This window comes from Polaribacter sp. Z014, assembly GCF_023555435.1.
Taxonomy (GTDB): Bacteria; Bacteroidota; Bacteroidia; order Flavobacteriales; family Flavobacteriaceae; genus Polaribacter.
The window spans coordinates 315,668-335,927 of record NZ_JALCZP010000001.1; the positions used below are offsets into that span (position 1 = coordinate 315,668).

The following is a 20,260-nucleotide window of genomic DNA, read 5'->3' on the forward strand; positions in this document are numbered from 1 at the left end:
TTAATGAAGAATTATAAATATATAGGATTGTTTCTTTTAACACTTGGTTTTACATCTTGTGATGTAAATAATGAATTAGATAAAATTGAAGCAGATGTTGTACCTGAAGTTCAATTAAATGTAAATGGGTTAGATTTATCTAAATATGTTTCTCTTGGAGCTTCTTTTACTGCGGGTTATACAGACGGAGCTTTATTTAAAGCAGCACAAGAAAACTCTTTTCCAAATATCTTAGCAACTAAATTTAAAGCGGCTGGCGGAGGAGATTTTAATCAACCTTTAATGAATGATAATACCGGTGGTATGATAATTCCAATTCCTGGAATTGATGATTTATCATATCGATTAATTTTTAATGGAGCAACTCCAGAAAGGTTAAATGAATTTTTAACAGGTTTAGGTGCACCAGTTCCAACAATAACTACAAATGCAGGAGAAAGTTTGGCTGCAGACGGTAGTATTTTTACAAATGTTGGAGTGCCAGGAGCAAAAAGTACACATATAGATTATAATGGTTATGCAAGTTTAAACCCATATTTTGGACGAATGGCTAATTCCCCATCCGTTTCTATGTTAGAATATGCAATTGCACAAAACCCAACATTTTTTACATTATCAGAAATTGGAGGAAATGATGTATTAGGTTATGCTACTTCTGGAGGAGATGGAACAGACCCAATTACACCAATAGCAACTTTCAATTTTGTTTTTAATGATATGGTAAATCAATTAACAGCCGTTTGTCCTGAAGGAGTTATTACCAATGTGCCTTATATTACAGATTTACCTCATTTTACAACGGTACCTTTTAATCCTTTAGATCCTAATGATAAAGATACAGGGGCGGCTCTTAAAGCTCAAATACCTACATTAAACACTGTTTACGGAGGTATAAATAGAGTTTTTACAGCTTTAGGTGAGACAGATAGAATTATTGAATTTTCTTTAGAAAATACAAATCCAGTTGTAATAAAAGATGAAAGTTTAACAGATGTTTCTGCTCAAATTACTGGAGGATTACTATCTAGCTCTACTTTTGTTCCTTTTGTTGAGCAATTCGGACTTACTAAGGAAGCTGCTCCATTAGTTGCTTCTTTATTTGGTCAATATTATGGACAAGCAAGACCTGCAACTGCAAAAGATTTAATAGTGTTATCTAGTAGTGGAATAATAGGTAAAGTAAATACTACTTCTTTACAATTTTTAATGAGTAAAGGGTTGCCACAAGCTTTAGCTGGTCAGTTTTCTGCAGAAGGAGTAACACTTCCGTTAGCAGATAAATGGGTGTTAACACCAGAAGAACAATTAGAAATTAAAACGGCTACAGATGGCTATAATGTTACAATTGCTAGTGTTGCTAGTGCAAAAGGATTAGCTTTTGTAGATTTAAATGCTATTTTAAATGAAGCTTCAACAAGCGGAGTTCTATTTGACAATTATACAATGACTTCAAATTTAGTTACGGGTGGTTTAATAAGTTTAGATGGAATTCATTTAACAACAAGAGGATATGCATTAATGGCTAATAAAATTTTAGCGGCTATAGATACCCAATATGGTTCTAATTTTACGATAGCTACAAATGGTTTAGCAAAAGCAGGAGAGTATCCTACAAACTATTCGCCATCATTACAATAAAAAATAAATAAAATTTTAAGCATAAAAAAAGGTTGAGAATTTAATTCTTAACCTTTTTTTGTTTTATTAAGTCAGTAATTATGATAACATCATTACTGCTCTTTTTACTCCTGCAACTAAAACATCTATTTCTTCTTTTGTATTGTAGAAAGAGAAAGAAGCTCTTATAGTTCCTGGTATTTTATAAAAATCCATAATAGGTTGTGCGCAATGATGACCGGTTCTTACAGCAATACCTAATTTATCTAATATAGAACCAATATCATAAGGATGAATATCATTCACATTAAAAGAAATAACAGCTGTTTTGTCTTTTGTAGTTCCGTAAATTTTTAAGCCTTCAATTTTTAAAAGTTCTTGCGTTCCGTAGGCTAAAAGCTCACTTTCATATTCAGCAATATTATCAAAACCAACTGCATTCATATAATCTATTGCTGCTCCAAAAGCGATTCCTCCACAAATATTTGGCGTTCCTGCTTCAAATTTATGAGGCAAACCTGCGTAGGTAGTTTTCTCAAAAGTAACGGTAGCAATCATTTCTCCACCACCTTGATAAGGAGGTAGTTTTTCTAACCATTCTTGTTTACCATATAACATTCCAACACCTGTTGGACCACATAATTTATGAGCAGAAGCCACATAAAAATCAACATTTAAAGCCTGTACATCTGGCTTAATATGAGGTGTAGACTGAGCTCCATCAATTAAAACAGCCGCATTTACTTTATGCGCTGCAGTAATAATTTCTTCAATAGGGTTTACCGTTCCTAAGGCATTTGAAACGTGGTTACAAAAAACTAATTTTGTTTTCTCATTCAATAAATTATGATACGCTTCCATGTTTAAAGAACCGTCTTCTAACATAGGAATCACCTTTAAAATTGCGCCTGTTTTTTCGCACAACATTTGCCAAGGCACTATATTAGAATGATGTTCTAAGGCAGAAACAATTATTTCATCACCTGTATTTAAAAGTGATGCAAAACCAGCAGCAACTCTATTAATACTGTCTGTTGTACCAGAAGTTAATATAATTTCATATGCTTCTTTTGCATTAAAATGTTTCTGAATTTTAATACGTGCTTGTTCATATTTATCTGTAGCTTCTTGACTTAAAGTGTGCACACCTCTGTGAATATTAGCATTGTAATTGCTATAATAATCTACAATGGTATCAATAACAATTTGTGGTGTTTGTGAAGTGGCAGCATTATCAAAATAAACCAAAGGCTTTCCGTGAACCATTCTTTTTAGAATTGGAAAATCTTCTCTAATTTTATCAACATTTATCATACAAAATCAATTTAAAACACAAAGATAAAGGTTGATTTTTTAAACTTGTAAGAAAGCCAATATGATTTTCTTATTTTTACATAACTAAACTCTTTTTCTGATGAAAATATTTAAACGAATTCTACTTTTAGTATTGATACTTTTTTTAGTTACGGTAATTTATAATTATCCAAAGTTGAATATGTTATCGGGTTATTCCGCTAAAAACATTGCTTCTTCTGTTTATGTGGCTAACAGAACTTTAGAATTTACCGATAGAACGGACAATGATTTTTCTCCCGTTAATTTGGCTTCTGACGAAGTTGATTTAAAAAAGAAAACGGCTACGTCTTCTGCTTTTGGTTTATTAACTAGAAAAGCTGTTTATAGAAAAGGTTTAGGAGCCGTATTAACTTTAGAGGAAGGTGATGAAACTGCAGATTATTTAGTGCCTAAAAGATCAAAATCAGATAATAGTACACCTTATCCCTATGGAAATGCACCACAAAAAGATACTATTTTTAAAAATGTAGATTATGATAAAATAGATGAATCTGTTGATTTTTTGTTTGATTCAATAAATAAAACAAGAGCGGTTGTAGTTATTTATAAAGATCAAATTATATCAGAAAAATATGCAGATGGGTTTCATAAAGACTCAAAATTATTGGGTTGGTCTATGACAAAGAGTTTATTAAGCACTGTTTATGGAGTTTTAGAACATCAAGGAAAATTGAATGTAAAAGACAAAGCGCCTGTTGCATCTTGGCAAAATGATGAGCGTAAAAATATTACCATCAGTAATTTATTACAAATGAATTCTGGTTTAGAATGGGATGAAAATTATGAAGAAATTTCTGATGCAACAAAAATGCTATTTCTAGAAAGAGATATGACCAAAATGCAAGAAAATAAGCCTTTAGTTGGTACTCCAAACGAAAGTTGGAATTACTCTTCTGGAACCACCAATTTATTATCCGGAATTTTAAGAACGCAGTTTAAAACCCATCAAGAATATTTAGATTTTTGGTATACTGACTTTATTGACAAAATAGGAATGAACTCTATGGTCCTAGAAGCCGATTTAAGCGGGAATTACGTAGGTTCTTCTTATTCTTGGGCAACTGCTAGAGATTGGGGTAAATTCGGACTTTTATACCTTAAAAACGGAAATTGGAACGGAGAACAATTGTTTACCAAAGATTGGGTAGCTTATATAACGACACCAACGCCAACATCTAATGGAACCTATGGAGCGCAGTTTTGGTTAAATGCAGAAAACCATTTTAAAGATGTACCCAAAAACATGTATTATGCAGATGGTTTTCAAGGACAACGCGTGTATGTTTTACCAGATCAAGACATGGTAATTGTACGTTTTGGTTTGAAAAATTTTGATGAAAATACTTTTTTGAAAGGTGTTATTTCTTCTATTGAATAAAAGAGTTCATAGAAAACGTAACAAAGTGAGGGGTTATTTATCTAATAGATAGAAACCCTATTATTAATAAACATTATGTCATTAAAAAATCCATATAAAAAGAAGCATTACCTTTTTTTAGATATTTCTAAAAGAAAAGCTTTTGTGGGTTGTTTTTATGGAGTTGTTTTTTCAGTTGTGTTTTATTCTTTTCTTCAATTGTTTAGAAAACTAATCATCGTTTTTGATGCCTTGTTACATGATTATGAGTTATTTTTAATTACAGAAAAAGCAAATCAGTTTTATAATTTTTTATTTGCATTTATCGCTGTTTATTTTGCTTTTAGCCTTATTCTTACTTATTTTTTAGATACTCCAAGAACATTTTTATCAAAGTATAATTATAAAGTAAAATCAATAATTAATCAACAAAGACTAACAAATTGGATTTTTCTAAGTTGGTTTTCAAGATTAGGGATTCTAATTAGCTTACTAGCTTTTGGATATGAGGGATTTAATTTTTATTCAGAAAATAAATACATTTTTATTTTATTCTTCGTTGCTTTTTATGGTCAAATTTGGATGTCTATTCGTGGGTTTTTCAAGAGCCATAAATTAAAGTGGTTTTTTATCACGCTATTCATTACACTGTCTTTTTCTTTTGCATTATCACAAATACATATTTTAAATGATGAATTTATAAATAAAAGCATTCTAAGTAAAAATGTTTTATATAAGAATAATATTCATGTTGTAAAATCTGAAGTAGCTACGGAAATTGTACATCGATCTTTGATTTTAAATATTGTAATTCCGAATGAAATTAATAATCAAAAACTTATTGTTGATGGAAAAGAAATTGATTTAATAGATTTTGAAAAAAGTATATCTAAGTATTGGAAATGGATTTCAGAAGCCGAAATACCATTTGTACAATATGTACTTTTTGTTGATGAAAATTTGGAAGTAAAGTTTGTAGACGAGCTAAAAAAACGATTAATTAAAATAGAGGGGAGAAGGCTTTATTATGCTACGAGTAAATTAAATTCTAAAGAACCTTTCTATTATAAAACTAATAAAGGTGTAGGAGTTTATTTACAAAATTACATACCATATTCTAACATAAATGGGTCTAAAGAAGTTGCTATAAAAATTTTAGAAAACGGAGAGTATTCTTTTAATGGAAAAAAAATAAATAAGGTTGATTTATCAAAAGAACTAAAAAAATATTTCCAAAAAGGGGTGAAATCATTAAGGATATATAAAAATGAAAAGATAACGTTTTATGAATACTTTCAGGTTTTAGAAAGCTCAAAAAAGGTGATTAACGAACTTCGTGATGCATTTTCTCAGAATGGATATGCTACAGATTATAATAATTTAAACAGAGAGCAAAAGAAATATATAAGAGAAAAGTATCGTTGGCAAATAATTGATGAGATTAAAGAATAAAAATCACTTAAGAATAATGGATTTATAAAATAGTTGAATGCTTAAGTTAACTTTTTCCTTTTATCAAACTAAGCGCTACGGCTGCAATACCAAGTCCAATAGTAATATATGAGTTTGTGTTGTCTTGAGATTTAATTAAATCTAAATCTCCAATAGAAACTTGCGTTTCTGGCTGAATCATTGTGTAAGTTCCGTATACAAGAAGTACAACTCCAGTTAGTAACAATACTGTCTTAATTGTTTTGTTCATAAATTTTTGTTTTTATAAAGTTACAAAAATTAAAACGTATAAAAAAACCACGCAATTGCGTGGTTTTTTTATACAAAAAAACAACTGTGTTGCTTAAAGATCGAAACCGATATTTACGTTTAATTTCTCTGCAATTAATTTGGTAATACGTTGTTTTACCTCTGGTATTTTAACGCTTTCTAAAACGGTATTTGCAAAAGCAAACATTAATAATGCTTTCCCTTCTTTTTTAGGAATACCACGTTGTTGCATGTAAAATAAAGCATCTTCATCTAATTGACCAATAGTACAACCATGAGAACATTTTACATCATCAGCAAAAATTTCTAGTTGAGGTTTTGCATTAATTGTTGCTTTATCACTTAATAATACATTATTATTTTGTTGATAAGCATTTGTTTTTTGTGCTTCTTTATTTACAATTACTTTACCATTAAAAACAGCCGTAGAACGATCATCATAAATTCCTTTATAATCTTGGTGAGATTCGCAATTTGGTTCTATATGATGTACCAAAGTACAATGATCTACATGTTGTTTTCCTTCAATAATTGTAATTCCTTTTAAGATAGAATCTATGTATTCTCCCCTTTGATAAAAGTTTAAATTATTTCTAGTGATATTTCCTCCAAAAGAAAAAGTATGCACAGAAACAACACTGTTAGACTTTTGTTCTACAAAAGTATTATCTACTAACGATGCGTTAATATCATCATTCTGAATCTTATAATAATCTACAAAAGCTCTTTTATCAGCAAAAATTTCTGTAACCGCATTTGTTAAAACAGGGTTGCTTGTTAAACTTTGATGACGTTCTATAATTTGAACATGAGAATTCTCTCCAACAACAATTAAATTTCTAGGTTGTAGCATGGTTGCTGCTTCTGATCCCGTAGTAAAATTGATAATTTGAATTGGTTTTTTTACCTCTGTATTTTTAGGAATATTTATATAAGCTCCTTCGTTTGCAAATGCTGTATTTAACGATGTTAAATTGTCTTGTTTTGCTATTTTATTAAAGTAATTTTCTATGGTAGCTTTGTATTGTGGCTTTGTTAAAGCGGCAGACATTAAACAAACATCTACAGTATCATGCGTTGTTTCAGATAAAAACGAGCTGTATTTTCCATCAACAAAAACAATTTTATAGGTGTCTATATCATGTATAAAATACTGTTTTACATCAGCCAATTCAATATTATTCGCCTTATTAGGAAAAATACTATAGTCTTGTTTTAAAACTGAGTTTAAAGACGTGTATTTCCATTCTTCTAATTTTTTTGTAGGAAAACCTAACGCTTCAAAATTTTGAAATGCTTTAGAACGAATTTCATGAACATCAGAATTAATGTCAATTCCGTTTTCAAAAGCTACATATGATGATATTAATTTTTCTTTTAATTCCATTTGTTTCAGTCTTCAGTACTCAGTCTTCAGTTGGTAGTTTATGAATTTTCATAAAACTATTGTTGACTGACTATTTTTTATTCTTAACTTAATTTTACACGCAGTTGCTTACTGCAAACTGCTACTGATTTTACTGTGAACTTATACAAGTTCTTGCTTTATCCAATCGTATCCTTTTGCTTCTAACTCTAAAGCTAAAGAAGCGTCGCCACTTTTTACAATTTTACCATCGTATAAAACGTGTACAAAATCTGGTACGATATAATCTAATAAACGTTGGTAGTGTGTAATTACAATAACAGCGTTGTCTTTAGATTTTAATTTGTTAACTCCGTTTGCAACAATACGCAAAGCATCAATATCTAAACCAGAATCTGTTTCATCTAGAATAGCTAATTTTGGTTCTAGCATTGCCATTTGAAAAATTTCGTTACGTTTCTTTTCTCCTCCAGAAAAACCTTCGTTTAAAGAACGAGATAAGAATTTACGGTCTATTTCTAATAATTCAGATTTTTCTCTGATCATTTTTAACATGTCTTTTGCAGGCATGTCTTCTAAACCTTTAGATTTACGAGTTTCGTTAATAGCCGTTTTAATAAAGTTGGTTACAGAAACTCCAGGAATTTCTACGGGATATTGAAAAGATAAAAATACACCGTTATGTGCTCTTTCTTCTGGTGCTAATTCGCTAATATCTTCACCATTTAATTCAATAGTTCCGGCAGTAACTTCATAATCTTCTTTTCCGGCAATAATGTTTGCTAAGGTACTTTTTCCAGCTCCATTAGGTCCCATAATTGCGTGTACTTCACCTGCTTTTACTTCTAAATTCAATCCTTTTAAAATTGATTTATCGTCTATACTTGCTTGTAAATTTTCTATTTTTAACATTCTTTTTATGCTATTGGCTTTTAGCTTTTGGCTAGAAGCATTATTTTTATAATTATATATTTTTTAGGGTTGGTAATTAATTATCCAACACTTCCTTCTAAACTGATTTCCAATAATTTTTGAGCTTCCACAGCAAATTCCATTGGTAATTTATTTAAAACCTCTTTACTAAATCCGTTTACAATTAAAGCAATTGCTTTTTCTGTATCTATACCACGTTGGTTACAGTAAAATAATTGGTCTTCACCAATTTTACTTGTAGTTGCTTCGTGTTCTATTTGTGCCGATTTATTTTTAGCTTCTATGTATGGAAACGTGTGCGCTCCACATGCATTACCCATCAATAAAGAATCACATTGCGAAAAGTTACGTGCATTTTCTGCTCTTGCGCCAACATGTACCAAACCTCTATAAGAGTTTTGAGAATTACCAGCAGAAATTCCTTTAGAAATAATGGTAGACTTGGTGTTTTTACCCAAGTGAATCATTTTAGTTCCGGTATCTGCTTGTTGAAAATTATTAGTTACTGCAATTGAATAAAATTCACCTACAGAGTTATTTCCTTTTAAAATACAAGAAGGATATTTCCAAGTTACAGCAGAACCTGTTTCTACTTGAGTCCAAGAAATTTTAGCATTGTTTTCACACAATCCTCTTTTGGTTACAAAATTGTAAACACCGCCTTTTCCTTCTTTATTACCAGGATACCAGTTTTGTACAGTTGAGTATTTAATTTCTGCATCGTCCATTGCAATTAACTCTACAACAGCGGCGTGTAATTGATTTTCATCTCTACTTGGTGCAGTACATCCTTCTAAATAAGAAACATAACTACCTTTGTCTGCAACAACTAAAGTTCTTTCAAACTGTCCTGTTCCACCTTCATTAATTCTAAAATAGGTAGAAAGTTCCATCGGACAACGAACACCTTTTGGTATGTAACAGAAAGATCCATCAGAAAAAACTGCCGAATTTAATGCTGCATAAAAGTTATCTGTTGTGGGTACAACGGTTCCTAAATATTTTCTAACCAATTCTGGGTGTTCTTGAATTGCTTCTGAAATTGGCATAAAAATAATACCTTTTTCACCTAATGTTTTCTTAAAAGTAGTAGCAACAGAAACAGAATCCATTACAATATCTACCGCTACATTAGCTAATTTTTTTTGTTCGTCTAAAGAAATTCCTAAACGTTTAAAAGTGTCCAATAATTCTGGATCTACTTCATCTAAACTATTTAATTTAGGTTTCTTTTTTGGAGCAGAATAATACGCAATGTCTTGAAACTTTGGTTTCTCGTAATTAACATTTGCCCAATCTGGTTCTTCCATTTTTTCCCAAACTCTATAAGCTTCTAAACGCCATTCAGTCATCCATTCTGGCTCGTTTTTCTTCTTAGAAATTGCACGTACAACATCTTCACTTAATCCTACAGGAAATGTGTCGCTTTCTATATCTGTATAAAAACCGTATTTATATTCTTGGGTTTCTAATTCTTTTTCTAAATCGTCTTCGGTATATTTTGCCATCTTTTTCTTAAATTTTTAAAGAGAGAAACTTTCTCCACAACCACATGTTCTGTTTGCGTTTGGGTTGTTAAAGACAAACCCTTTTCCGTTTAAACCTCCAGAATATTCTAAGGTTGTTCCTACTAAATATAAAAAGCTTTTTTTGTCGACTATGATTTTAACACCATTTTCTACAAAAACTTTATCGTTTTCTTCTTGTTTGTTATCAAAAGTTAAATCGTAAGATAAACCTGAACAACCACCACTTTTTACACCAACTCGAACAAAATCGGTTACTGCATTAAAGCCATCGTCAGTCATTAATTCTATGACTTTCTTTTTTGCTGTGTCTGAAACTTTTATCATAATTTTAAATAGATTAAATCTAAATTGTGGGCAAATATACGATTTAAGTCGAATAAATATAGGAAACTTTCATTATGAAACCCAATTAAACAATTGGTTTTATTGATGGTGCTTTTGAGTTAAGATTTTAAAGGGTAAGATTTTATTAAATAATGCAGGTTTGGTCATCTTTGTTGTTAATACATAACGGTTAAGCATTTTTATTATAGACGCTAATCTTTGCATATAAGCCCTCATTAATTATAAAGTTTAAAGAAATTAGTAAAAATCATGCCTCATTTTGTACTTTCGAATCATGAAATTGCAACCACCTTTTAGAAAAATAATTCATGTTGATATGGATGCTTTTTATGCATCTGTAGCAGAATTAGATAATCCAGAATTAAGGGGGAAAGCAATTGCAGTTGGTGGTGAAGGTAGAAGAGGTGTTATTTCTGCAGCAAGTTACGAGGCTCGTAAATTTGGTGTAAAATCTGCAATGAGCGGTATGTTAGCTAAACAAAAATGTCCGCATTTAATTTTTGTGGATAGTGATTTTGCTCGTTACAAAGAAATATCACAACAGGTTAGAGAAATTTTCTATGAATATACAGATTTGGTAGAGCCGCTTTCTTTAGATGAAGCTTATTTGGATGTTACAGAAAATAAAAAAGGAAATCCGTCTGCAAATGCCATTGCGAGAGAAATTAGAGATCGAATTTTTGAAAAAACTGGATTAAGAGCCTCCGCAGGCATTTCTATAAACAAGTTTATAGCAAAAGTTGCTTCGGATATTAACAAACCAAACGGACAAAAAACAGTCCATCCAGATGAGGTAATTCAGTTTTTAGAAGAGTTACCAGTTAATAAGTTTTATGGAGTGGGTAAAGTGACCGCAGCAAAAATGTATAATTTGGGTATTTTTGTTGGGAATGATTTAAAGAAAAAAACGTTAGAAGAATTGGTTAAATCCTTCGGAAAATCTGGTGCTCATTATTATAATATCGTCCGTGGAATCCATAATAGTGCTGTAAAACCAAACAGAATTAGAAAGTCTGTTGCTGCAGAAAGGACTTTTAGCGAAAACATTTCTTCTGAAATTTTTATGATAGAAAAGTTAGAGAAAATTGCTGAAGAGTTAGAAAGACGGATGCTAAAATCTGATACTAAAGGGAAAACAATAACTTTAAAAATTAAGTATTCAGATTTTACACAACAGACAAGAAGTAAGACAAAAGATTATTTTATGCAGACAAAGAAGGATTTTTTTCCTGTAGTAAAAGAATTGTTATTTCAAGATAAAATTACCAATTCAGTACGTTTATTGGGCTTGTCTTTTGGTAATTTAAACACTGAGAATAAAGAACCAGTTTGGGTGCAATTAAAGTTTGAATTTTGACAAAATAAAGTTTTGGAATTTTTAACTTGTATCAACATTTATATGAATACTAAAAATAGACCTCACAGGTTTTAAAAACCTGTGAGGTCTAGAACACCTAAAAATGAAAATATCAGAACAGATTCTGAAAATCCAGATTTCATCAATTTGGTAATGAAATTAGATGCTTATTTAAAAATGATGGATGGAGCAGAGCATGCTTTTTAGAATCAGTTTAATAATATTGATGTTTTAAAGAATGTGGTGGTGGTTTATGTTGATAAAAAAGCAGTTGGCTGCGGAGCAATAAAAAGGTTTAATGCTACTTCTGTTGAGGTAAAAAGAATGTTTGTTTCCCAGGATGAAAGAGGAAAAGGAATTGCTCAAAAAGTATTACTAGAATTAGAAATATGGGCTAAAGAATTAGAATATGAAAAATGTGTGCTAGAAACTGGTAAAAGACAAGTTGAAGCCGTTAGGTTTTATACCAAATGTAATTATAAAAAGATTCCAAATTACGGACAATATAAAGATATAGAAAATAGTATTTGTTTAGAAAAAGCATTGTAAAAGTCAATAGATTAAAATGAAAAAACCTATAAAAGCAGATAGCTATAATAAAAGCAATTTAGTTGCAGATGTAATTATTATTGGTGGCGGTTTAGCGGGTTTATGCAACGCAATTCATTTATCAAAATTTAATAAAAAGGTTTTGTTAATTGAGAAAAATGAATACCCTAAACACAAGGTTTGCGGTGAATATATTTCGAATGAAGTGTTACCTTATTTAGATTTTTTAGAGATTAATCCGTTTGATTTTGGAGCTGTTAAAATTGAAAACTTTCAATTATCAACTACAAAGAATAATCTTATTTCGGCAAAATTACCTTTGGGAGGATTCGGAATTTCACGGTATCAATTAGATCTTATTTTATCAGAAAAAGCGATAAAAAACGGAGTTACAATTTTAAAAGATTCTGTAATAAATGTTGATTTTAAAAATGATATCTTTTCGGTTGAAACCAAAGAAAATAATACCTTCACTTCAAAAATTACAATTGGGGCTTTTGGCAAACGTTCTTTGTTAGATGTAAAAATGGAACGTGAGTTTATCAAAAAAAAATCACCTTATTTAGGGGTGAAAATTCATGTAAAAGGGAGTTTTAAAGAAGATTTAGTGGCGCTTCATAACTTTAAAGGTGGTTATTGTGGTGTTTCTAAAGTTGAAAATGATGCAATTAATTTGTGTTACATCACCAATTACGCATCCTTTAAAAAGTATAAAAATATTGATGATTTTCAGGAACAAGTCGTTTTTAAAAATCAATTTTTAAAAGAAATTTTTAATAATTCTCAAGCTATTTTTGAGAAGCCATTAACCATTAGTCAGATTTCTTTTGAAACCAAAAAACCAGTAGAAAACCATATTTTAATGTGCGGAGATTCTGCAGGAATGATTCATCCGCTTTGCGGAAACGGAATGAGTATGGCAATTCAGTCTGCACAAATTGCCTCTAAATTGATTTTAAATTACTTGAAAGGTGAAATTGAGTCAAGAAACGAGCTCGAAAAGCAATATATTAGACAGTGGAATAAAAAATTTAGTTTGCGTTTAAAAGCAGGTCATTTTATTGCAATGTTGTTTCGAAAAGATAGAATTGCAGCTATTTTGTTGCAAATTTTAAAGAAACTACCTTTTTTATTACCAATTATAATTAAGCAAACACATGGTAAACCAATGAAAATTTAATGGATTTTTTTATCAGCACAAAAAATAGAACAGACAAAGAAGAATTAATGGACGATTTTTCTATTGGTGGAGATTTGCTGCGAGATACTTTAGATAAGTTAGAAAATATAAATCGGTATTTAGGTGGAAATTTAGTAACTTTAAATTCCCTGAAAAAAGTATTAAAAAATCACCCAAAAGAAAAAGAGTTAACTATTGTCGATATTGGTTGTGGTCATGGAGATATTTTAAGAGATGTAGCAAAATTTGCAAGAAAGAAAGGCTATAAAATGACGTTGTTAGGTATTGATGCAAACCCAACAGCAATAGCATACGCAAATGAATTATCAACAGAATTCCCAGAACTCAGTTTTAAAACGGAAGATATTTTTTCTGATACCTTTAAAAACAGACAATTTGATGTGGTATTAGCAACATTATTCTTGCATCATTTTAAAGAAGAACAATTGGTTTCTTTTTTAGGAGACACTTTAAAACAGACTAAAATAGGAATTGTTGTAAACGATTTACATCGACATAAATTGGCGTATTATTTATTTATGTTGTTGTCACTTTTTATTAAAAATAAAATGATTATTGAAGACGGATTAACGTCCGTTTTAAGAGGGTTTAAAAGAAAAGATTTAGAAAGAATCTCTCAAAAATTAAATGTAAAATCACAAATTTCTTGGAAATGGGCGTTCCGTTTTCAATGGATACTGAAATGTTAAAAAGTTGAAAGTTCTTAAATTTGAATAATAACAATCAGTTAAATCTGAGAAAAAATATATAAATAATTCCGAGAATCTCTGCGAAAAAGCTCTGTGAATCTCTGTGTAATAAATTAATATGAAAGTAAAAATAACATCGGTTGCAAAACAACTTCCAAAATATTACAGAGAAACAAAAGATATTATTCCGTTTGTAAAATTATGGATGCAAGATCAAGATAGTCGTTTTCAAAGAAAAGTGATCAAACTTTTTGAAGGAGCAGGCGTAGACAAACGTTATTCTATAATGGATCCATCAGCAGTTTTTGTGGCAACTTCTTTCGAAGAAAAAAATGATATTTATGCAAGAGAAGTCGTAAAATTAGCAGAACAATCATTAAAGAAATCATTAGAAAAAGCGAGTTTAAAACCTACGGATATCGATTATATAATTACAGTAAGTTGTACCGGAATTATGATTCCGTCTATGGATGCATATTTGATTAATTCCCTGCAAATGAAACAAGATATTGTACGTTTACCTGTTACAGAAATGGGTTGTGCAGCAGGAGTTTCTGGAATTATTTATGCTAAGAATTTTTTAAAGGCAAATCCCAATAAAAGAGCAGTCGTAATTGCAGTAGAAGCACCAACAGCAACGTTTCAGTTAGAAGATTATTCGATGACAAATATTGTAAGTGCTGCTATTTTTGGTGATGGAGCTTCTGCAGTTATTTTATCTTCTTATGATGACGATAAAGGGCCAGCAATTATTGATGAAGCGATGTATCATTTTTATGATGCCACTGCTATGATGGGTTTTAAATTGGTAAATACAGGTTTACAAATGATATTGGACAAGGAAGTTCCTCAGAAAATATCAGACCATTTTCCGGCAATTGTACATCCTTTTTTAGAACGAAATAATTTAACGATTGATGATGTAGACCACTTAATTTTTCATCCTGGAGGAAAGAAAATTGTACAAACGGTAGAAGATTTATTCGGTGTTTTAGGCAAAAATATAGACGATACAAAAGAAGTTTTACGTTTGTACGGTAATATGTCCAGCGCAACTGTTTTGTATGTTTTAGAACGATTTATGGATCGGAATCCGGCAAAAGGAGAAAGGGGTTTAATGTTGAGTTTTGGTCCTGGATTTTCGGCACAACGAATTTTGTTGGAGTGGTAATTGAATGATGATAAGTAATGACAAGACCTCACAGGTTTTTAAAACCTGTGAGGTCTGTTAAAAGAAAAAATAGTATGAAATATGAAGTTTTAATAGAAGATTCTTTTTATCACATTTATAATTGTGGAAACAATAAAGAAAATATTTTTATTGAAGAACAGAACTATGTTTATTTCTTACAATTAGCAAAAAAGCACCTTTCTAAAACCTCTGATATTTTAGTATATTGTTTATTGAAAAATCATTTTCATTTTTTAATTAAAACGAAAGAAAATAGAACATCAAAAGAAATATCTCAATCATTTTCAAACTTATTTAATGCGTATTCAAAAAGTATAAATAAAAAATATGGAAGAAGTGGAAGCTTATTTAAAGACCGGTTTTCAAGAATAAAATTAGATAGTGAGGAATATCTTAAAAAATTAATTTTATATATTCATTTAAACCCAATACATCATCAATTTGTAGATGATTTTAGAACCTATAAACATTCTTCCTACAATTCTATTTTATCAGATAAAATAACAAGTTTATTAAGAGACTCTGTTATTAATATTTTTGAAGACAAACAAAATTTTATCGACGCTCATAAAATTAAGGAAGTAACTATTTTAGAATCCTTAACTTTAGAGTAATAAAGAAGACCTCACAGGTTTTAAAAACCAGTGAGGTCTGTTAAACCGAATAAATGAACTCAATAGAAATTATAAAAAATCTTCCTTATACAAATCCATTTTTGTTTGTTGATGAAATCACAGAAATTTCAGAAAACGGAGTTACTGGAAATTACACATTCAAAGAAAATGCTTTTTTTTATGAAGGTCATTTTAAAGGAAATCCGATTACGCCAGGTGTTATTTTAACAGAAACAATGGCACAAATTGGTGTTGTTTGTTTGGGTATTTATTTATTAAAAGACGAAATTTCTTCCGAAGAAAAAAAACCACAAATTGCGTTAACCTCTAATCAGGTTGATTTTTATTTACCTGTTTTACCAAATGAAAAAGTAACGGTAATTTCAGAAAAAGAATATTTTAGATTCAATAAATTGAAGTGCAAAGTAAAAATGATGAATGAGAAAAATGAATTGGTTTGCAGAGGAACTATTTCTGGAATGATATTAATTTAGTAAGCAGACCTCACAGTTTTTTAAAACCTGTGAGGTCTAAAATCTATAAACAAATGAAAAATAGAGTCGTAATTACGGGTTTAGGAGTGGTGTCGCCGAATGGCGTTGGTATACCAGCGTTTACAAATGCAATAAAATCTGGGATTTCAGGAATTACCTTTCATCAAAATTTAAAAGATAAAGGGTTTTCTTGTTGTATTGGTGGAATCCCTGATGTATCTGAAGAAAAAAAAGCAGCGTATTTAACACCTTTACAATTACGAGGCTTTAATAGTACCTCAATTTTATACGGTTGTATGGCAGGAATTGACGCTTGGAAAGACGCTGGTTTTTCTGTGGATGAAAACTCTAATTTAGACTATGATTCTGGTTTAATTTTTGGAACAGGAACCTCGGGAATTGAGAAATTTAGAGAAGCAATTTATAAAATTGATGATCAAAATGTAAGACGTTTAGGAAGTACTTCTGTGGTGCAAACAATGGCAAGCGGAATTTCTGCTTATTTAGGCGGAATTTTAGGTTTAGGAAACCAAGTAACCACAAATTCATCTGCTTGTACAACAGGTACAGAAGCACTGTTATTGGGTTTTGAACGTATTAAAAACGGAAAAGTAAAAAGAATGTTGGTTGGGAGTTCGAGCGACAGTAGTTTGTATACTTGGGGTGGATTTGATGCAATGAGAGTGATGACTTATAAGCACAATGAAACGCCAGAAAAAGGATCGAGACCTATGAGTGAAACTGCATCTGGGTTTGTTCCTGGAAGTGGAGCAGGTGCCTTAGTTTTAGAATCGTTAGAAAGCGCTTTAGAAAGAAAAGCAACAATTTATGCAGAGGTTTTAGGTGGTAATATAAATTCTGGGGGACAAAGAAATGGAGGAACGTTAACAGCGCCAAATGCAGAAGCAGTTCAGAAATGTATTACAGAAGCAATTTTAGATGCTAATATTTCTGCGGAAGAAATTGATGTAATAAACGGACATTTAACAGCCACCTCAAAAGACAGTTTAGAAATAGAAAATTGGACCAAAGCATTGCAAAGAAAAGGAACTGATTTTCCAACTATTAACTCTTTAAAATCTATGGTTGGCCATTGTTTGGCCGCTTCTGGTGCTATTGAATCTGTAGCTTCCGTTTTGCAAATTAAAGAACAATTTGTGTTTCCTAATATTAATTGTAAAGATGTGCATCCAGAAATTACAGCATTAATTTCTTCGGATAAAATTCCTACAAAAATGATTGAGAAAAACATTACTATTTTAGCAAAAGCAAGTTTTGGTTTTGGTGATGTAAATGCTTGTGTTATCTTTAAAAAATATAATTAATATTTTAAAAGACCACACAGGTTTTAAAAACCTGTGTGGTCTGAAAATTTTCAGAATAGAATATGACAAAAGAAGAAATTATATCGAAATTAACTGTTATTGTAAAGCCGTATATTCAGAATGAAGAAGGTTTTAAAAATTTATCAGAAGAAACAGATTTTATAAATGATTTAGAAATAAATTCTGCAAATTTAGTAGATATTATTTTAGATGTAGAAGATGAGTTTAAAATAGAAATAGATAACGATTCTATGGAAAAAATGCTTTCTGTAAAAGCAACTATAGCAATAATTCAAACAAAAATGAATGTATAATATTGGCAATGATATTGTAGATTTACAGTTAGCAAAAACACAAAGTAATTGGCAACGTAAAGGGTTTTTAGAGAAACAGTTTACAAAATATGAACAAAAAAAAATTCTAAATTCTGATAATCCTTTTTTACAAGTTTGGTTGTTTTGGAGTATGAAAGAAGCTGCTTATAAATGTTATACTCAAAAGGTTGAAAAACGTTTTTTTGCACCACAAAAATTTGAATGTGGTTTACTTTCCAAAACAGAAGGATTTGTTCTTTTTGAAGATAGTAAATACTGTACAAGTACAAGTTTTAAGCCATCTTATATTCATACAATAGCCAAGGAAACGAATAATGAAGTTGCTATTTTTTCAAAGATAGGTTCATTAAAAAACACACATATCGATTTAAAAATACAATTGGCCCTAGAAACAGGCGTTTTATCCGATGAAATCGTAAAAGTAAAAACAACGGTTGGCGCTCCTTTGTTTTATCATAAGGAAAAACTACTAACCAAATCTTGCTCAATTTCTCATCATGGAAATTATGGTGCATTTGTTTTTGCGCTATAAAATAGAACATCTTAATAAAAAAAACACATGTTTAAAAGAGTGAATTATATTGTGTTTGTATCTGTTTTTGGTATGTTCATTTGTTTTATGCTGTTGTTGGTCCAAAATAATACAGAAATAGCAATTACTTTTTAAATCAAAAATTTTGGTTTTAATTAGACGATAATTTTAGTGATGTTACCTTTACGAGTAGTTTTAATATTGATAATTTAAATGAAAGTTTCGTTAATTCAGAAATTAATGTCAATTCAATTTTTACAAATTCAAAAAATATTAGAAGTACCTTTAGAAATTACAGAGACAGAAACCTGTATTCGTTTTTTAACTAATTTTGTGATCAATAGAAAACATTTTGTAGTTGGAGGAAGCAGTTTTGTACTTTCTAAAAAAGTAAATATTAAAATAATCTATGTCGGAACTAAAAATTAAAGAGGCACTTTTTAAGCAGTGTGAAACTTTTGTAAATAAACGATTACAAACGGTAAATGAGATCATTTCATCTAATCAAAAAGCGTTGCAATCAGAAACCAAAAGTTCTGCAGGCGATAAACATGAAACTGGTAGGGCAATGTTGCAATTAGAAATGGAAAAAGCGGGTCAGCAACTTGCTGGAATTACTATAATGAAAGAGATTTTGGCTAAAATTGATGTTTCTAAAATTTCTAAAGTTGCTCATTTAGGTACTGTAATCGAAACGGATTCGGTTAATTATTTTTTGTCTATTTCTGCGGGGAAACTTATAGTTGCTAATAAGGTGTTTTTTGCAGTATCTGTTTCATCTCCAATCGGTAAAATATTATTAGGTAAAAAGATAGATGAAAAAATTATTTTTAACGGTAATACTTCCAGTATTAAAAGGATAAGGTAATAGTCTGTATATTAAACGTTTTTATAACGAAAATTACGTCATTAAAGTTAGTTTCTGAACCTATCTATCTTTTCTGTAGAATTGTTAGAAATACTTTACAATTAAAAGGATTATTTTTACTTTTTATTATAAACCATTATTTTTCTAAAATGAAAAAGTCACTATTTATTTTAATCATACTTTTTACGATACAAACATTTGGGCAATCTAATTTTAAAAGTTTTTTTAAACTTTCTCCACCTATTAAAAAATGGGTGTTTTTTCATCCTTTTAAAGCAACAAGGTCTTTAAAAATTTCTAAAGAGACAAACAGAGTGTCAGATTCTATAGCCAAAACAGATGTATTAGATAAAGATGGTGCAGGTGGGCAAGTAGATGCTTTTAGACATGCTTTTTGGATGGCAAGATTGTCACAAGAAATGGGTGAAAATTCTGCGCGTTCTTTAGGTGAGGCACATGAAAAAGAAAACTATTTAACTTACAAAAAACAAAAATTAGAAGATGGTGTTGTACCAGATGAAATTTCATCTGAAATGGATTTACATAATAATGAAGAGGGGTTAAAGTTAATTACAAAAGGAAGTCTTGTTTCTAAAAAAGGATTAATTTATAGAATTATAAATGCGATTAACAAAGGAAAAATGAAAATCATTAAAAAAGATAAAAAAGGGAATTTTTTAACTTGTAAGGGTGAAGTTATTAAGAGAGAGGAGCTTAAAGGTAAATGGAAAAATAATAAGTGTTTAATAGCTTCTAACAAACAATAAAACCTCATTTTTTATTTATAAAAAGTACTACAACGTATTCGTTCAATAGACATGGTGCTTATAGGGGGTATCTCTTAAAAAAAGCAACTACGGTAAGGTTTCTATTGATAAA

The 20,260-nt window shown here is 30.2% G+C and carries 23 protein-coding genes; 17 read left to right on the forward strand and 6 right to left on the reverse strand.

The genetic code is table 11. The features are described from left to right. Nucleotides 1–3 precede the first annotated feature (3 nt). A complete protein-coding gene (locus MPF19_RS01445) occupies nucleotides 4–1,638 on the forward strand; it encodes an SGNH/GDSL hydrolase family protein (protein WP_249986473.1) in 1,635 nt (544 codons plus the stop codon). 78 nt (nucleotides 1,639–1,716) lie between these two features. Here MPF19_RS01445 and MPF19_RS01450 read toward each other — a convergent pair whose 3' ends face one another. Continuing rightward, a complete protein-coding gene (locus tag MPF19_RS01450; RefSeq protein WP_284041328.1) occupies nucleotides 1,717–2,931 on the reverse strand; it encodes an aminotransferase class V-fold PLP-dependent enzyme in 1,215 nt (404 codons plus the stop codon). Nucleotides 2,932–3,031: 100 nt separating this feature from the next. Here MPF19_RS01450 and MPF19_RS01455 point away from each other — a divergent pair, with 100 nt between their 5' ends. Continuing rightward, on the forward strand, nucleotides 3,032–4,351 hold the full coding sequence (locus MPF19_RS01455) for a serine hydrolase domain-containing protein (RefSeq protein ID WP_249986474.1): 1,320 nt from the start codon (nucleotides 3,032–3,034) through the stop codon (nucleotides 4,349–4,351). Between the two features lie 75 nt (nucleotides 4,352–4,426). Further along, on the forward strand, nucleotides 4,427–5,782 hold the full coding sequence (locus MPF19_RS01460; protein WP_249986475.1) for a hypothetical protein: 1,356 nt from the start codon (nucleotides 4,427–4,429) through the stop codon (nucleotides 5,780–5,782). A 46-nt stretch (nucleotides 5,783–5,828) separates the two neighbouring features. Here MPF19_RS01460 and MPF19_RS01465 read toward each other — a convergent pair whose 3' ends face one another. The 5 genes from MPF19_RS01465 to MPF19_RS01485 form a co-directional block, all read right to left on the reverse strand. Further along, entirely contained in the window at nucleotides 5,829–6,032 is a 204-nt protein-coding gene (locus tag MPF19_RS01465; protein WP_249986476.1) for a hypothetical protein, read from the reverse strand. Nucleotides 6,033–6,125: 93 nt separating this feature from the next. Beyond that, complete coding sequence (sufD, locus tag MPF19_RS01470; RefSeq protein ID WP_249986477.1) at nucleotides 6,126–7,439, reverse strand: Fe-S cluster assembly protein SufD; 1,314 nt, start codon at nucleotides 7,437–7,439, stop codon at nucleotides 6,126–6,128. Between the two features lie 141 nt (nucleotides 7,440–7,580). Beyond that, on the reverse strand, nucleotides 7,581–8,330 hold the full coding sequence (gene sufC / locus MPF19_RS01475; RefSeq protein WP_203392841.1) for a Fe-S cluster assembly ATPase SufC: 750 nt from the start codon (nucleotides 8,328–8,330) through the stop codon (nucleotides 7,581–7,583). 80 nt (nucleotides 8,331–8,410) lie between these two features. Beyond that, entirely contained in the window at nucleotides 8,411–9,859 is a 1,449-nt protein-coding gene (gene sufB, locus MPF19_RS01480) for a Fe-S cluster assembly protein SufB (RefSeq protein WP_249986478.1), read from the reverse strand. A 15-nt stretch (nucleotides 9,860–9,874) separates the two neighbouring features. Continuing rightward, nucleotides 9,875–10,204 carry a HesB/IscA family protein gene (locus MPF19_RS01485; protein ID WP_203392839.1) on the reverse strand — a complete coding sequence of 110 codons (330 nt, stop codon included), beginning with the start codon at nucleotides 10,202–10,204 and terminating at the stop codon, nucleotides 9,875–9,877. Between the two features lie 295 nt (nucleotides 10,205–10,499). On the opposite strand from MPF19_RS01485, the gene dinB reads away from it, so the two are divergent. The 14 genes from dinB (at nucleotide 10,500) to MPF19_RS01550 (ending at nucleotide 20,148) form a co-directional block, all read left to right on the forward strand. Next, nucleotides 10,500–11,582 (forward strand): DNA polymerase IV, encoded by a 1,083-nt coding sequence (dinB, locus tag MPF19_RS01490; protein ID WP_203392838.1) that lies wholly within the window; start codon nucleotides 10,500–10,502, stop codon nucleotides 11,580–11,582. 81 nt (nucleotides 11,583–11,663) lie between these two features. Continuing rightward, on the forward strand, nucleotides 11,664–11,789 hold the full coding sequence (locus MPF19_RS19450) for a hypothetical protein (protein WP_502924828.1): 126 nt from the start codon (nucleotides 11,664–11,666) through the stop codon (nucleotides 11,787–11,789). A 39-nt stretch (nucleotides 11,790–11,828) separates the two neighbouring features. Next, the gene (locus MPF19_RS01495) at nucleotides 11,829–12,131 is read left to right on the forward strand and encodes a GNAT family N-acetyltransferase (protein WP_502924829.1); all 303 of its coding nucleotides are present in this window, start codon (nucleotides 11,829–11,831) and stop codon (nucleotides 12,129–12,131) included. A 16-nt stretch (nucleotides 12,132–12,147) separates the two neighbouring features. Continuing rightward, nucleotides 12,148–13,311: an NAD(P)/FAD-dependent oxidoreductase gene (locus MPF19_RS01500; protein WP_249986479.1), complete on the forward strand. Its 1,164-nt coding sequence runs from the start codon at nucleotides 12,148–12,150 to the stop codon at nucleotides 13,309–13,311. Then, complete coding sequence (locus MPF19_RS01505; RefSeq protein WP_249986480.1) at nucleotides 13,311–14,021, forward strand: methyltransferase domain-containing protein; 711 nt, start codon at nucleotides 13,311–13,313, stop codon at nucleotides 14,019–14,021. Before MPF19_RS01500 ends, MPF19_RS01505 begins: the two co-directional genes overlap by 1 nt. 118 nt (nucleotides 14,022–14,139) lie before the next feature. Continuing rightward, entirely contained in the window at nucleotides 14,140–15,192 is a 1,053-nt protein-coding gene (locus MPF19_RS01510; protein WP_249986481.1) for a type III polyketide synthase, read from the forward strand. A 74-nt stretch (nucleotides 15,193–15,266) separates the two neighbouring features. After that, nucleotides 15,267–15,827 carry a transposase gene (locus MPF19_RS01515; RefSeq protein ID WP_249986482.1) on the forward strand — a complete coding sequence of 187 codons (561 nt, stop codon included), beginning with the start codon at nucleotides 15,267–15,269 and terminating at the stop codon, nucleotides 15,825–15,827. A 53-nt stretch (nucleotides 15,828–15,880) separates the two neighbouring features. Continuing rightward, the gene (locus MPF19_RS01520) at nucleotides 15,881–16,321 is read left to right on the forward strand and encodes a 3-hydroxyacyl-ACP dehydratase FabZ family protein (RefSeq protein WP_249986485.1); all 441 of its coding nucleotides are present in this window, start codon (nucleotides 15,881–15,883) and stop codon (nucleotides 16,319–16,321) included. Nucleotides 16,322–16,374: 53 nt separating this feature from the next. Next, nucleotides 16,375–17,646 carry a beta-ketoacyl-[acyl-carrier-protein] synthase family protein gene (locus MPF19_RS01525; protein ID WP_203392832.1) on the forward strand — a complete coding sequence of 424 codons (1,272 nt, stop codon included), beginning with the start codon at nucleotides 16,375–16,377 and terminating at the stop codon, nucleotides 17,644–17,646. A 62-nt stretch (nucleotides 17,647–17,708) separates the two neighbouring features. Further along, nucleotides 17,709–17,960 (forward strand): acyl carrier protein, encoded by a 252-nt coding sequence (locus MPF19_RS01530; protein ID WP_249986486.1) that lies wholly within the window; start codon nucleotides 17,709–17,711, stop codon nucleotides 17,958–17,960. Further along, entirely contained in the window at nucleotides 17,953–18,513 is a 561-nt protein-coding gene (locus MPF19_RS01535; RefSeq protein WP_249986487.1) for a 4'-phosphopantetheinyl transferase family protein, read from the forward strand. Before MPF19_RS01530 ends, MPF19_RS01535 begins: the two co-directional genes overlap by 8 nt. Nucleotides 18,514–18,726: 213 nt before the next feature. Continuing rightward, nucleotides 18,727–18,942 carry a hypothetical protein gene (locus MPF19_RS01540; RefSeq protein ID WP_215602587.1) on the forward strand — a complete coding sequence of 72 codons (216 nt, stop codon included), beginning with the start codon at nucleotides 18,727–18,729 and terminating at the stop codon, nucleotides 18,940–18,942. Next, a complete protein-coding gene (locus MPF19_RS01545) occupies nucleotides 18,923–19,381 on the forward strand; it encodes a 3-oxoacyl-ACP synthase (protein WP_203392829.1) in 459 nt (152 codons plus the stop codon). Before MPF19_RS01540 ends, MPF19_RS01545 begins: the two co-directional genes overlap by 20 nt. A 149-nt stretch (nucleotides 19,382–19,530) precedes the next feature. Beyond that, nucleotides 19,531–20,148, forward strand: a complete 618-nt coding sequence (locus MPF19_RS01550; protein WP_203392828.1) for a DUF6973 domain-containing protein — start codon at nucleotides 19,531–19,533, stop codon at nucleotides 20,146–20,148. Nucleotides 20,149–20,260: the final 112 nt, after the last annotated feature.